The following is a 14,130-nucleotide window of genomic DNA, read 5'->3' as shown; positions in this document are numbered from 1 at the left end:
TTACTTGGCCTCCGCTTCAAAATTGATTTCCTGGCCCGGCTTCAAGCTCACGTAAGCCTTCTTCTCGTGGTCGCGACGACCCATGAAGCGGCCAAAGCGCTTTTGCTTGCCCTTACGGTTCAGGATTTGCACCGACTCGACTTCAACCTTGAAGAGAAGCTCAACAGCAGCCTTCACTTCTTGCTTGTTCGCGTCGCGTGCAACTTGGAACACCACTTGTTCATTCTTGTCAGCCACCAGCGTCGCCTTTTCGGAGATCACCGGCGCGAGCAAGACCTGGTACAGACGATGGTCGTTTTTACGCACGTCGCTCATGACAGCATCTCCTCAATCTTGGCGATCGCGCCCTTCGTCAGCAGCACCTTCTTGAAGTAGATGAGCGACAGCGGGTCGGCGAAACGCGGCTCGGTGACGGCAACGTGAGCCAGATTGCGCGAGGCCAGGAACAGGTTCTCGTCCACGCTATCCGTGATCAGCAGCACCGACTCAAGACCCATGGCCTTGATCTTTTCAGCGAGCAGTTTGGTCTTCGGCGCATCCAGCTTGATGTCCTCGACCACCGACAGACGACCTTCACGGGCGAGCTGCGACAGAATCGAGCACACACCGGCGCGGTACATCTTCTTGTTGACCTTGTGGGTGAAGTTCTCTTCCGGCGAATTCGGGAAGATACGGCCACCGCCGCGCCACAGCGGGCTCGACGACATACCGGCACGAGCGCGGCCCGTACCCTTCTGACGCCACGGCTTCTTCGTCGTGTGCTTGACCTGTTCACGGTCCTTCTGCGCACGATTGCCGCTGCGGGCGTTGGCTTGATAAGCCACCACAACCTGATGGATCAGCGCTTCGTTGTAGTCACGGCCGAACACGACGTCCGACGCGTTGACAGCAGCGCCTTCCTGACCTTGCTCATTCAGGAGCTTCAGTTCCATTGTTACGCTCCCTTCGCGAGTTTGGCCTTGACTGCCGAGGTCACGAAAACCTTGCCTTCGTTGGCGCCCGGAACGGCACCCTTCACGAAGATCAGGCCACGTTCAGCGTCAATGCGCGCGATTTCGAGATTCTGTACCGTCGTCGTGACGTCACCCAGGTGACCCGTCATGCGCTTACCCGGGAACACACGGCCCGGATCCTGCGCCATACCGATCGAACCCGGCACGTTGTGCGAACGCGAGTTACCGTGCGATGCGCGGCCCGAAGCGAAGTTGTAACGCTTGATGGTACCTGCGTAGCCCTTACCGATCGACACGCCTTGCACGTCGACCTTCTGGCCTACCTGGAACAGATCGACACCAACGGCTGCGCCCGGCTGCAGTTCAGCAGCTTTGGCAGCATCGATGCGGAATTCCTTGAGGATTTCACCGGCTTCGACACCAGCTTTCGCATAGTGACCGGCGGCGGCTTTGGTCACGCGCGAAGCGCGACGATTGCCGAAAGTGACTTGAACGGCGGTATAGCCGTCCGTTTCATCCGTCTTGATTTGCGTCACACGGTTGTTAGACACGTCGAGCACGGTGACGGGAATCGAATCGCCGTCGTCCGTGAAAATACGCGTCATGCCAACCTTGCGACCGACAAGGCCAAGGCTCATGATTTTCTCCATTCCCGACTGCGATTGGCCGGGGCTAAATGACAAAAGGATGGTCCACGGATGTGGGCCATCTTTTCAAAACTACACTTGAGCCCGCCATTATATGCGGACTTTTATCGCTTGACAAGTGTTGCTAAATCACATAACAAAAGCCCCGCCGGGTCCAGCATTTGCGGGGCTTTCAAGAGCGAAATCGCTCTCAAGCCTTACTGCAGCTTGATTTCGACGTCGACGCCAGCCGGCAGATCGAGCTTCATCAGCGCGTCAACCGTCTTGTCCGTCGGATCGACGATGTCCATCAGGCGTTGGTGCGTGCGGATTTCGAGCTGGTCGCGCGACGTCTTGTTGACGTGCGGCGAACGCAGGATGTCGAAACGCTCGATACGCGTCGGCAGGGGCACCGGGCCCTTGACGATTGCGCCAGTGCGCTTGGCGGTTTCAACGATTTCGGCAGCCGACTGGTCGATCAGGCGGTAGTCGAAAGCCTTCAGGCGGATACGGATCTTTTGGTTCTGCATGGAATTTCTCCAAAGAGCATGGCAACCCTCGTTCGGGCGCCGGGTAAATCACAAAGAGCAAACAGAATCACGACGATGGGGGCCGAAACCCCGCACCGTCGTTCAATCCGCTATTAGGCGACGATCTTGGCAACGACGCCCGAGCCAACCGTACGGCCACCTTCGCGAATTGCGAAGCGCAGACCTTCGGTCATGGCGATCGGAGCGATCAGCTTGACGGTGATCGACACGTTGTCGCCCGGCATAACCATTTCCTTGTCGGCCGGCAGGCTGATCGAGCCCGTCACGTCCGTCGTACGGAAGTAGAACTGCGGACGGTAGTTGTTGAAGAACGGCGTGTGACGGCCGCCTTCGTCCTTCGACAGCACGTACACTTCAGCCGTGAAGTCCGTGTGCGGCTTGATCGAGCCCGGCTTGGCCAGAACTTGACCACGCTGGACGTCTTCACGCTTCGTGCCGCGCAGCAGCAGACCAACGTTGTCGCCTGCTTGACCTTGGTCGAGCAGCTTGCGGAACATTTCAACGCCCGTGCAGGTCGTCTTGTCGATGACCGGCTTGCCGCCGTCCGTCTTGATACCGACGATTTCGATTTCTTCGCCGACCTTGACCAGGCCCGACTCGATACGACCCGTCACCACCGTGCCACGACCCGAGATCGAGAACACGTCTTCCACCGGCATCAGGAACGGCTTGTCAACAGCGCGCTCCGGCGTCGGGATGTACGTGTCCAGAGCGTCGGCCAGGTTCATGATGGCCACTTCGCCCAGTTCGCCCTTGTCGCCTTCCAGCGCCAGCTTGGCCGAACCCTTGATGATCGGGGTGTCGTCGCCCGGGAAGTCGTACTTCGAGAGAAGCTCGCGCACTTCCATTTCGACCAGCTCGAGCAGCTCGGCGTCGTCGACCATGTCGCACTTGTTCAGGAACACGATGATGTACGGCACACCGACCTGACGGGCGAGCAGGATGTGCTCACGCGTTTGCGGCATCGGGCCGTCAGCAGCCGAGCAAACCAGGATAGCGCCGTCCATCTGGGCAGCACCGGTAATCATGTTCTTGACGTAGTCGGCGTGGCCCGGGCAGTCAACGTGTGCGTAGTGACGCGCAGCCGTTTCGTACTCGATGTGAGCCGTGTTGATCGTGATACCACGTGCCTTTTCTTCCGGCGCCGCGTCGATTTCGTCGTACTTCTTCGCTTCGCCGCCGAACTTGGCCGACAGAACCGTTGCGATAGCAGCCGTCAGGGTGGTCTTGCCGTGGTCAACGTGGCCAATGGTACCGACGTTCACGTGCGGCTTAGTCCGCTCGAATTTTTCCTTTGCCATTTCCGAATCCTCAGATACTGAATAGACGATTAAACAGTGTGTCGGGTGCCGCACCGGATGATGCGGTCACCCTACAAATGAATTACTTGCTCTTGTTGCTGATGATGGCTTCGCTCACGTTCTTCGGAGCTTCAGCGTAGTGCTTGAACTCCATCGTGTACGTGGCGCGGCCTTGCGTAGCCGAACGCAGCGACGTCGAGTAGCCGAACATTTCCGACAGCGGAACTTCAGCGCGCACGATCTTGCCGCCGCCGACCATGTCGTCCATGCCCTGGATAATGCCGCGACGGCTCGACAAGTCGCCCATCACGTTACCCATGTAGTCTTCCGGCGTTTCCACTTCCACGGCCATCATCGGCTCGAGGATGACCGGCTTGGCACGGCGCATAGCTTCCTTGAAAGCCATCGAACCAGCCATACGGAACGCGTTTTCGTTCGAGTCCACATCGTGGTACGAACCGAACGTCAGGTGGACCGTCACGTCGACGACCGGGAAGCCAGCCAACACACCGCTCTTGAGCGTGTCCTGGATACCCTTATCAACGGCCGGAATGTATTCACGCGGAATCACACCACCCTTGATTTCGTCGAAGAACTTGTAACCAGCGCCTTGCTCGCTCGGCTCAAGCGTAATGACAGCGTGACCGAACTGACCACGACCGCCCGACTGCTTGACGAACTTGCCTTCCACGTCGGCAGCCGTCGCGCGAATGGTTTCGCGGTAGGCAACCTGCGGAGCGCCGATGTTGGCTTCCACGCCGAATTCGCGCTTCATGCGATCGACCAGAATTTCGAGGTGGAGCTCGCCCATACCCGAAATGATGGTCTGACCCGATTCTTCATCGGTCTGCACGCGGAACGACGGGTCTTCCTGCGCCAGGCGGTTCAGGGCGAGGCCCATCTTTTCCTGGTCGACCTTGGTCTTCGGCTCGACAGCCTGCGAAATCACCGGCTCCGGGAACACCATGCGCTCGAGCACGATCGGTGCCGACGGATCGCACAGCGTGTCACCCGTCGTTGCATCCTTCAGGCCGACAGCAGCGGCGATGTCGCCAGCGCGCACTTCGTCGATTTCTTCACGCTGGTTCGCGTGCATCTGCACGATACGGCCCAGGCGTTCCTTCTTGCCCTTGACCGAGTTCAGCAGCGTGTCGCCCTTGTTCACAACGCCCGAGTAGACGCGGAAGAAGATCAGCTGGCCAACGAACGGGTCCGTCATGATCTTGAACGCCAGCGACGAGAACTTCTCGTCGTCCGAAGCGCGACGCTCCGTCGGCTGTTCCTTTTCATCCGTGCCCTTGACCGGCGGAATGTCGACCGGCGACGGCAGGAAGTCGATCACGGCGTCCAGCATACGCTGCACACCCTTGTTCTTGAACGCGGTACCGCACAGCATCGGCTGGATTTCGCAAGCGATGGTACGCAGACGAATGCCTTCGATGATGTCAGCTTCGGAGAGGTCGCCCTCTTCGAGGTACTTGTTCATCATCTCTTCGCTCGACTCGGCAGCGGCCTCGACCATGCCTTCGCGCCACTTTTGGGCTTCCGCTTGCAGCTCGGCCGGAATGTCGACGTAGTCGAACTTCATGCCTTGCGACGCTTCGTCCCAAATGATCGCCTTCATCTTGATGAGGTCGACCACGCCCTTGAAGTTTTCTTCAGCGCCGATCGGCACCACCACCGGCACCGGGTTGGCCTTCAGGCGGTTCTTCAGTTGGTCGTAGACCTTGAAGAAGTTCGCGCCGGTACGGTCCATCTTGTTGACGAACGCCAGACGCGGCACGCCGTACTTGTTGGCCTGACGCCACACGGTTTCCGACTGGGGCTGCACGCCACCCACGGCGCAATACACCATGCACGCGCCATCGAGAACACGCATCGAGCGCTCGACTTCAATCGTGAAGTCGACGTGACCCGGGGTGTCGATGATGTTGATGCGGTGCTTTTGATAGTTGTTGGCCATGCCGGACCAGAAGCAGGTCGTGGCAGCCGACGTAATCGTAATGCCACGCTCTTGTTCCTGCTCCATCCAGTCCATCGTCGCCGCGCCATCGTGCACTTCACCGATTTTGTGGTTCACACCGGTGTAGAACAAAATGCGCTCGGTCGTCGTGGTTTTACCTGCGTCGATGTGAGCGCTAATACCGATGTTGCGGTAGCGCTCGATAGGGGTTGTACGAGCCACTTTAAGCCTCTTTCAATGTAGCCGCCATTTTTGAGGGGGCTACTAACACAAACGGGCGAGGCGCAATTTCTCATGCGCACCCGCCCCGGTTTCTGCTCTAGGTACTGCTTGCCAGCGTCAGAAGCGGAAGTGCGAGAAGGCCTTGTTGGCTTCAGCCATGCGGTGAACTTCGTCACGCTTCTTCATGGCGCCGCCACGACCTTCCGAGGCTTCAATCAGCTCACCAGCCAGGCGCAGGGCCATCGACTTCTCGCTACGCTTCTTCGCGGCCTCACGCAACCAACGCATCGCCAATGCCATACGACGCGACGGACGCACTTCGACCGGAACTTGATAGTTTGCACCGCCAACACGGCGGCTCTTGACTTCAACCACGGGCTTCACGTTACCGAGAGCCGTGTTGAAGACTTCCAGCGGATCCTTGCCCGCCTTGGTTTGGATCTGCTCGAAAGCACCATAAACGATGCGCTCTGCAACCGACTTCTTGCCGGCAAGCATGAGCACGTTCATGAATTTAGCGACTTCAACGTTGCCGAACTTCGGATCGGGCAACACTTCGCGCTTGGGGACTTCGCGACGACGCGGCATGATTTCTTCCTTAATCAATTCAGTTGGAGCAGCGCTCCAGGCCACCTACTAGCCATTCTTTGGCCGAGTGACCACTTACTCAGTGACGATGTACCACCATCACCGAACGTATATCCGCTAAGCCGCTTAGGCCTTCGGACGCTTCGCGCCGTACTTCGAACGGGCTTGCTTACGGTCCTTGACGCCTTGCGTGTCGAGGCTACCGCGCACCATGTGGTAACGCACACCCGGCAAGTCCTTCACACGACCGCCGCGAATCAGCACGACCGAGTGTTCCTGCAGGTTGTGGCCTTCACCGCCGATGTACGAAATGACTTCGAAACCGTTCGTCAGGCGCACCTTGGCAACCTTACGCAGTGCGGAGTTCGGCTTCTTCGGCGTCGTGGTGTACACACGGGTGCACACGCCGCGACGCTGCGGGCAGTCCTGCAGGGCCGGGCTCTTGCTCTTGATTTGAGCAGAGGTGCGCGGCTTGCGGACCAATTGGTTAATCGTTGGCATTGTGATTTCCTAAACGTGTCAAAAGCATGAAAGCCAAGGCGGGCTGTCATGCGACTTTACTGCGTACTCCCCGGCTGCTCCTGCGGATAGTCCGCATCTAAACGCTTGATGCATAAGCACTTTGCATTAGGCACGGGCATGCCGCCGGAAAAACCGGAGCCTGCGACTATACCCCCGCTATTGGCAAGTGTCAACGCACTCTCGCGCAAATTTGTGCTGTAAGTCGTTGATTGTTAACGGTCATCGTCGGGTCATGGCCGGGTCATGGTCTTGATCGCCACGCGCATACCGCCATAGGCACCGCCTCAAGGTGCGTCTCCCCCTCCCAAATTCAAGACTTGCGACACACATGTATGCAAACTACACTGCATACACAGCCGATTTACGTACGAATTTCCATACATAACACCGACATCGCTATGGACACTTCTCACGACACGCTTCGCGCCACCTTCTGGAAGCCTGCGCTTACGGCGGGCAAAGGCCCCCGTTATCTGAGGCTGGCGAGCTTCATCGAGCAGTCGGTCGCAGACGGCCGCCTGCGCCCCGGCGACCGCCTGCCGGCGCAGCGCGAACTCGCGTCGTGGCTGGGCATCGACTTCACTACGGTCACGCGCGCCTACAACCGGGCACGCGACCGGAGCGCCATCGAGGGGCGTGGCCCGCTCGGCACCTTCGTCAGCAAGCCGCGCGTGGCGCTCGATCAGGTGCTGGATCTGGGCATGAACATTCCGCCCGCACCGGCCGGGCTGTTCCTTGGCGAGTTGTTGCAAAAGGGCATCGACGAAGTTCTACGGCATACCGACGCCTCGATGCTCATGGCGTACCAACTGGGCGACGGGGGCGTTGCCGACCGTCAGGCCGGCACGCTCTGGCTCGCCCCTATGCTCGGTGCACTCGATCCGGCCGACGTGCTCGTCTGTCCCGGCGCACAGGCCACCCTGGCGGCATTGCTGCTCACCGAGACCGAGCGCGACGAAACGGTGTTGTGCGAGCCGATCGTGTACCCGGGTGTGCGCAGCGCGGCGCGCTCGCTCGGCCGCCGTCTGGAGGGCGTGGCCGCCGACGCCGACGGCATGCTGCCCGATGCGCTGGCCGCGGCCGCCCGCCAGCACCGCGCGCGTCTCGTCTATCTGAACCCCACGCTCCAGAACCCGACCACGCGCACCATGCCCGAGCGCCGTCGCAAAGAACTGCTCGCCGTGGCGGACAAGCTCGACCTGACGCTCATCGAAGACGACCCCTACTGGCGTCTCATGCCCGACGCCCCGCCGCCGCTCGCCCGCCTCTCGCCGCATCGCGTGCACTACGTGTCCACGCTGTCGAAATGTCTGACGCCAGGCCTTCGCACTGCATACGTCCGTCTGGCAGACGGTCGCAAGCGCGAGGTCTTCCTGAGTACGCTGCATTCGTTCGCGCTGATGGCACCGCCGTTGATGGCGGGATTGGCGACACAGTGGATTCACGACGGCACGGCAGACCGTCTCATGGATGGTGTAAAGGAAGCCGCCGCGCAGCGTCAGGCCATCGCCGCCGACATTCTGGGGGACGGAAGCACCGCGACGATTCAGGGCATTCACCTCTGGCATGAGTTGCCGACCCCGTGGACGGCCCGCGAACTGACTATGGCCGCCCGCGCCGAGGGACTCGCCGTCACGCCGGCGGACGCCTTCTGCCTGTCGCCGGATGCCCCCAACGCCATCCGCATCTCACTGGGCGGCGTACGCGATCCTGAGCGTCTGTCGAGCGCGCTCAAGCGTCTTCGGTCGCTGTTGCGCGAAGCGCCGCCGAGTCTGCGCGCCGCGATCGTCTGAGGCTTGCCGTCGGGAGCGGGGGCGCGGCGCATCGCGTCTCGCTTCCGTCTCGCTTCCGTCTCGCTCCCTTCCCGATACCGACAAGCCCAGCGCGCACGGCAGAAGCCCATGCCAACGGGTTCACGCAAAGTCCGGTCGGGCGCGCCGTGTTGCGCGCGCCATCTACCGGAGCAAGCGCATGAACATCAGCCACATTGCGACGCAGGTGCTGGCCACGGCAAGCGCCATCCCATGGTTCGCGAACTACAGGGATCGCCCTGGCCAGACCTTTGAGAGCGCCCGAAATATCACGTCGGATTCGCGATGCCCCTACGTCAAGCGCGAGGTACCCAAACCCGTTTCGCCGCTCATTGGCATCGAACCACAGACCTATCGCCATTTCCTGCAAACTCGATTAGCGGACTTAGTCGACGTGTGCATCGTGGGCCATCACGACGACCGGAAGAACTGTCTGCTCGATTTACCGCCAGGCGAGCCGGTCATGGTGCCGGTCAGCCGCATGGTCGAATCGGGGTGCAGTCGGTCGCTACCACCGGCGATTGCGTGCGAGCTCGCCAGCACGGAGCGCGAAGCCTGGCAGCTCGCGCGACAGTATCGAAAGCAATACAGCCGCGACTTAAGGGGAAAATATTCGATAGCGTCGCTGGAGACACGCATCGGAGAAGCGCTTCGCGCCGTGCCGGACGACGTTCAGCAGGCATTTCGCCATAGCGACACAAGGATCGTGGTGCCGCGCCACAGCTTCACTCGTTTCTACTCTGGCGCGAACGAGGCTCGTCGCAATGGGGTGAAACCAAGCCCTCCCGACGCCACCTCGCTCGTGATGGACGGATTTAGCTTCTTTCGCGACGCCATGCTGGGCGCGTATGTGGTGCCACCGAAGGATCACCCCGTGCAACCGTTCGTCGTTTCGCTCGCAGGGTTCTATCTCATCGACGACATTCGGCAGCCGGGGCCACCCGCAGGCAATGGATACGAGGGAGGGCAAGCGGATTCAGCGCCGCCCCCGGACTCCCAGATCGAATTCCGGGCACTGCACGAGCACTTCGTTCGCCACTCCGGGCATACGTTTGGCCATCGCCCCAACTATCTGGCTCAAGACCCCGACGCCACGACCTTTCACGCCATTCCCCGCAAGGGCAGCGTCGAACAGACGCTGGCCAGATATCTGCACAACGGCGTGAAGCGCTACTACAGATTCGCTGCGGCCGGGCCACGCGAGCGCGTCGCCCGAGACAGTCATCGCAACGCCCGTCAGGCGCTGTGCGACGCGGGCACGTTCGACGGCCTCAGCCCCCGGCAGCGCGCACAGGTCTGAAGCGCCGATCCCCATCTGCAAACATCCCGGCCTCAACCCGACAATCCGATTTGCCTCAGCAGGAATACTCCGGTTCACGGAAATCCCCGTGACCTCAACCGGAGTAACGATGATCCTCAACTCAATGTCCGATTGGCTGACGTCGGCCGCGAGCGCAGCCAAGGCGCTCCCCGCAATGCACGTACAAGCCCACACGTTACGCGTCGCGACCGACCTGACACGCGCCACTTCCGCGCCGATCACATCCACCATGATTGCGCCGGTCCTTCGGGACTGGCAGCCCGCCCGAGCGGCGGCGTCCTCCAATTGGTCGCACCCGCCGGTCACACGGGCTCGCGTCTTCGCGCAACGGCTGGCCGACGTGCGGCCCGTGTGCGTTGTCGGCGCGCACGACGATGCACAGAACTGTCTTCTCGACCTGCCCGCCAACACGCAAATCGACGTCGACGCCAGCCGTCTGCTGCTCGCGGGATGCGAGGCGTCTCTGGACAAGGAGATGCGTAGAACGCTGTCGCGTGAGCGGCGTAACAGCGCAACATTGGAACGGGAATTCTCCAAGGCCCGCACCGCAGAGTCTCAGGGCCAATATTCCGTTCGCTCCATCGAACACCGGCTGACCAAGCGGCTGAACCAGTTGTTGCCCGGCATGGAACGCCTGTTGAAAAACACCGGAGCCTATATCGAGATCCCGCAGTTGTCTGTGACGCGGTTAGTCACGAGCGTGCCGGAAGCCCGGCGGCATGGCATCGACATCCCGTTTCAACACGCCGATCTGCGTCTCCCTCTGGGTGCGCCGGAGATCCAACGCGCCACGCTAGGCGCGTACATCCGCATTCCCGACCGTGACCGGCAGTTGCTCCTGTTCGTCTCGCTGGCCACGCCGGATACGGTCGAATGGGTCGATCAGGACGTCAAAACCCACGCGCGCCAGCACCAGCGGGAGTTGTTCGGCGATGTTCCCGAGAATTTCGATGCGACGCCGTTGCCGATGCATGCTGAGATTCGACGCCCGAATCTCGTCCGAACCCTCGCGAAGCATCTTCATGACGGACACCGGCGTTATCACGATTTCGCCTACGGCGCGACCCGCGAGTCGCTCGCACCGATATCGCACGCCGACGTCAGGCAACCGCTCTGCTCACCGCGCGGGTCGGAGGTGCCGGCAGACGCTGCGCAACGAGATGCGCCACAGGGCGAGTCGCCATCGTCGGCGGCATTGCACTTGCGCCGCCCCGCCGAACTAGCACCCGCGACCTCCCGGACACCGGCGCAAGCAGCACAAGCAACGGAAGAAGCGCAAGCTATCGAGGCTCCCGCACCGTCCCCGAAGCGTCGCGCGTCGCGCAGCAATTCCATGTCACTCGATGAAATGGCCGAAGCAGTCGCGATGCTTGAGCGACTGGATCGGGAGTACAGTCGGCTTGCCCGCCCCCGCTTCGGAAAATGACGCCGCGACGTCAAGCTATCATTTCCCGTAGCTCGATCTGTCGCATCAGGCGTAGCCGCTGTCACTCGGCACGTTTTACTTACTCTGGCGAATTCGTACACTCCCTCATTTCGGCGGCAGCTCCCCCACTCCGCCCTGACACGAGTCCACTACCCGCCATGCAGGCAAGTTTCGAGAAAGACAGCATTTTGGTCCTCGATGTCGACGGTACGCTGACCGACTCGGTGCGCATCCATCAACGGGCCTTGCTCGGCGCGATGGAATCGCTGGCGTTCGACGAATTGAACACCGACTGGGGAAGTTATCCGCATCACACCGACACCGGCATCCTGATTCACGCCCACGCCGAGAACGGCCGCGCCTTGCCGCAGCCGCACGATCTGGCCCGCTTCGAGCACGAGATCGACGAACGCTTCACCGCCCTGCTCAACGCGCACGGGCTGGCCGAGATCCCCGGTGCGCGCGCCTTCGTCGAGGCCGCGCACCGCTCGCGCTGGGGTGTGGTGTTCGCCACCGGTGGCATCCGTCAGGTCAGCCATCGCAAGCTGCGCTCCGTCGCCATCGATTACACGGACGCGATGCTCATCACCGCCTCCGAATACAGCTCGCGCGACCAGCTCGTCGCCGAAGCGATCAAACGGGCACAAGCCGGCTACGGCATCACGCGCCCGCGTGCGGTCGTCTCAATCGGCGACGGGATGTGGGATCTGAAGGTCGCGCGCAAGCTCGGCATCGATTTCGTCGGCATCGGCTCGAAACGTCAGCGCTCGCCGCTGCTCGACGAAGGCGTCCCGGTCTACGACGACATGTGGGACGCCATGCACTGGCTCACTCCGGGCCGCGGGCGCGCGTCAGGTACTCGCTTGGCGTCACGCCCATAAAGCGACGAAACATCGTGGAAAAAGCGCTCGGCGTGTCGTAACCGACTTCGAGCGCTACCTGCGTGATGGGCCGCCCGGCCCCCAGCAACGGCAACGCGCCCAGCAGCCGCATCTGCTGACGCCACTCCCGGAACGGCAAGCCGAACTCCGTCATGAAGCGACGCTCCAGCGTACGGCTCGACGCCCCCACCTCCACCGCCCAGTCCTGAAGACTGCGGGGGTCGGCGGGCGTTGTCAGATAGGTGTCGAAGATCTTGCGCAGACGCGCGTCGCGCGGCACTTGCAGATGAAGCGGCGAATCGCTCTTCCACTCGACTTCTTCGAGCAGCAGCGCAATGACGAGCGCATCTTTGCCCTGCGGCGACCAATCGGGCGGTAGCGTCATCGCGCGCAGAATCAGCTCGCGCAGCAACGCCGAGACACGGATGACGACGGGCACATCGGAGGCTGCCATGCCGAGTCGTTCGACATCGACATAGATCGTGCGCATCTCCACCTTGCCGCGCATGCGCACTTCATGCGTGACGTTGGCCGGAATCCACAGCGCGCGCTGCGGCGGAATCACCCAAAACGACGTATCGGTGCGGACTTCCAGAATACCGGCGCTCGCATACATCAATTGCGCGCGTCGATGACTGTGAGGACGCACTACATGACCATCAGGGTAATCTTTCGCCAGCGCGCCGACGGGGCGGTCATGAGCCTGAAACTCCAGGGGTATCGCACTGGTGATCGGCATTGGGACCAAGCCTCAGAAATCTCAGAAAAGGCGAAATTTGGGACGTATTTGGCGACGTCGTCAGCGTAACACCGCCCACACGCCCCTACCAAGCCCCAACCCGGCCGAACGCGGACCGAATCCCTTACCGCACCGTTGCATCGCGCGCACCGCTCAGAACGGTTTGACGATCACGAGCGCGACGATGATGGCCATCGAAATGAGCGTGACGGGCAGTGCGCGTCCGAACACGGCAGGCGGCTGCGTGCTTGCGTCGCGCTCCAGACGTCGCAACGTGGCCGACAGCCGGCCGTGCAGTGCGGACACAACGATCACGAATACCAGCTTTGCCATGAGCCACGGTGCGTGCCACCAATTAGCCATGATGGCGAGTGTCGGCCCCGTGATCCACACCACGATCAATGCGGGTGACGCCAGCGCGTAGTCCGCCCGTCGCGCCACACGACGCCACTCGGGCTGCGTCAGACGCCCGCCCAGCGCCATCGTCACAAGTCCCGCAATGAACGTGATGACCGCGATCAGGTGCACCGCCTTGATCCAGAGATAGAGCATCGGATGTCTCCTATAAGGTCCGAACGATTATTTCTATCTAAGCAACAGTTGCTTGTAATAAGTCGCCTTTATCGCGGAGGGTCGCATTATTACACTTCAACTGTCGACGATGAAACGAACATCGCCTCTTTCAAAAGACAGGAGAATTACCATGAAGCGCACCCTTATTACCTCTGCCCTTATTTCCGCAATGCTGGCTGTTTCGGCCGGTTCGGCTTTCGCCAGCGACGCATTCGACGGTCCCTCGGAATTCTCGTGGGTTCCGCAAACCAGCGCCCTGAGCCGCGCCCAGGTCCGTGAAGAACTTGTTCAGGCGCAACAAGCCGGTCTCGTGGTGCAACACGACGCCGTCTACCCGAAGGCAGCCCCGAGCGCACAACCCGCTGTGGCCAGCGCCCCGATCACGATGGGTTCGGTCGGCGGCCAGCAACGTGCCGGCACGACCTACTTCGGTTCGTAATGTAACTCGCCGCGCTGCGGACCTCTTGCCTGACGAGAGGCCGCAGCGCGGCGCGCGTTCTGCGCATAACGACGCACCGGTTGCCGGTGCTCAGTGTGATCTCCGGTCTTCAATGGCCTAAGACTCCTGTCGCTGTGCGTAGCGGTTCGACGCACAGGACTTTGCCCGTCGCTTCGGCGACGGGCTTTTTTAGCCGGGACGCTACCCGCTAAGA

The 14,130-nt window shown here is 61.2% G+C and carries 15 protein-coding genes; 5 read left to right on the top strand and 10 right to left on the bottom strand.

The window, feature by feature from the left end:
* From rplW to rpsL, 8 genes are all read right to left on the bottom strand, one after another.
* Positions 1-315, bottom strand: coding sequence for a 50S ribosomal protein L23 (gene rplW / locus PAQ31011_RS24640; protein ID WP_010804135.1), 315 nt, complete (start codon positions 313-315; stop codon positions 1-3).
* Positions 312-932, bottom strand: coding sequence for a 50S ribosomal protein L4 (gene rplD / locus PAQ31011_RS24635; protein WP_010804136.1), 621 nt, complete (start codon positions 930-932; stop codon positions 312-314). The genes rplW and rplD overlap by 4 nt, the downstream gene beginning before the upstream one ends.
* Before the next feature lie 2 nt (positions 933-934).
* Positions 935-1,591, bottom strand: a complete 657-nt coding sequence (rplC, locus tag PAQ31011_RS24630) for a 50S ribosomal protein L3 (RefSeq protein ID WP_039401616.1) — start codon at positions 1,589-1,591, stop codon at positions 935-937.
* Positions 1,592-1,797: 206 nt separating this feature from the next.
* Entirely contained in the window at positions 1,798-2,109 is a 312-nt protein-coding gene (gene rpsJ, locus PAQ31011_RS24625) for a 30S ribosomal protein S10 (RefSeq protein ID WP_010804138.1), read from the bottom strand.
* Positions 2,110-2,222: 113 nt separating this feature from the next.
* Complete coding sequence (gene tuf / locus PAQ31011_RS24620) at positions 2,223-3,431, bottom strand: elongation factor Tu (RefSeq protein ID WP_150578292.1); 1,209 nt, start codon at positions 3,429-3,431, stop codon at positions 2,223-2,225.
* Between the two features lie 82 nt (positions 3,432-3,513).
* The gene (gene fusA / locus PAQ31011_RS24615) at positions 3,514-5,616 is read right to left on the bottom strand and encodes an elongation factor G (RefSeq protein ID WP_150578291.1); all 2,103 of its coding nucleotides are present in this window, start codon (positions 5,614-5,616) and stop codon (positions 3,514-3,516) included.
* A 117-nt stretch (positions 5,617-5,733) separates the two neighbouring features.
* Positions 5,734-6,204, bottom strand: coding sequence for a 30S ribosomal protein S7 (gene rpsG, locus PAQ31011_RS24610; RefSeq protein ID WP_023593821.1), 471 nt, complete (start codon positions 6,202-6,204; stop codon positions 5,734-5,736).
* A gap of 126 nt (positions 6,205-6,330) precedes the next feature.
* Positions 6,331-6,705 (bottom strand): 30S ribosomal protein S12, encoded by a 375-nt coding sequence (gene rpsL / locus PAQ31011_RS24605; RefSeq protein ID WP_010804142.1) that lies wholly within the window; start codon positions 6,703-6,705, stop codon positions 6,331-6,333.
* Positions 6,706-7,124: 419 nt separating this feature from the next.
* Between rpsL and PAQ31011_RS24600 the strand changes: the two genes are divergently transcribed.
* The 4 genes from PAQ31011_RS24600 to PAQ31011_RS24585 all read left to right on the top strand — a co-directional run bounded on the left by PAQ31011_RS24600 (position 7,125) and on the right by PAQ31011_RS24585 (position 12,165).
* The gene (locus tag PAQ31011_RS24600; protein WP_150578290.1) at positions 7,125-8,519 is read left to right on the top strand and encodes an aminotransferase-like domain-containing protein; all 1,395 of its coding nucleotides are present in this window, start codon (positions 7,125-7,127) and stop codon (positions 8,517-8,519) included.
* Positions 8,520-8,697: 178 nt separating this feature from the next.
* Positions 8,698-9,837 (top strand): hypothetical protein, encoded by a 1,140-nt coding sequence (locus tag PAQ31011_RS24595; RefSeq protein WP_150578289.1) that lies wholly within the window; start codon positions 8,698-8,700, stop codon positions 9,835-9,837.
* Between the two features lie 109 nt (positions 9,838-9,946).
* Entirely contained in the window at positions 9,947-11,284 is a 1,338-nt protein-coding gene (locus PAQ31011_RS24590) for a hypothetical protein (RefSeq protein ID WP_150578288.1), read from the top strand.
* A 158-nt stretch (positions 11,285-11,442) separates the two neighbouring features.
* Complete coding sequence (locus tag PAQ31011_RS24585) at positions 11,443-12,165, top strand: HAD family hydrolase (protein ID WP_150578287.1); 723 nt, start codon at positions 11,443-11,445, stop codon at positions 12,163-12,165.
* Here the strand turns inward: PAQ31011_RS24585 and PAQ31011_RS24580 are convergent.
* Both PAQ31011_RS24580 and PAQ31011_RS24575 read right to left on the bottom strand, forming a co-directional pair.
* The gene (locus tag PAQ31011_RS24580) at positions 12,113-12,904 is read right to left on the bottom strand and encodes an AraC family transcriptional regulator (protein WP_150578286.1); all 792 of its coding nucleotides are present in this window, start codon (positions 12,902-12,904) and stop codon (positions 12,113-12,115) included. The genes PAQ31011_RS24585 and PAQ31011_RS24580 overlap by 53 nt on opposite strands.
* A gap of 153 nt (positions 12,905-13,057) precedes the next feature.
* A complete protein-coding gene (locus PAQ31011_RS24575; protein ID WP_150578285.1) occupies positions 13,058-13,456 on the bottom strand; it encodes a CopD family protein in 399 nt (132 codons plus the stop codon).
* A 151-nt stretch (positions 13,457-13,607) separates the two neighbouring features.
* On the opposite strand from PAQ31011_RS24575, the gene PAQ31011_RS24570 reads away from it, so the two are divergent.
* Positions 13,608-13,916: a DUF4148 domain-containing protein gene (locus PAQ31011_RS24570; protein WP_150578284.1), complete on the top strand. Its 309-nt coding sequence runs from the start codon at positions 13,608-13,610 to the stop codon at positions 13,914-13,916.
* Positions 13,917-14,130 lie beyond the last annotated feature (214 nt).

It is taken from the genome of Pandoraea aquatica, assembly GCF_902459565.1.
GTDB classification, from domain to species: domain Bacteria; phylum Pseudomonadota; class Gammaproteobacteria; order Burkholderiales; family Burkholderiaceae; genus Pandoraea; species Pandoraea aquatica.
The sequence above is the reverse complement of the archived record's forward strand: the minus strand, read 5'-3'. Positions and strand labels throughout refer to the sequence as shown.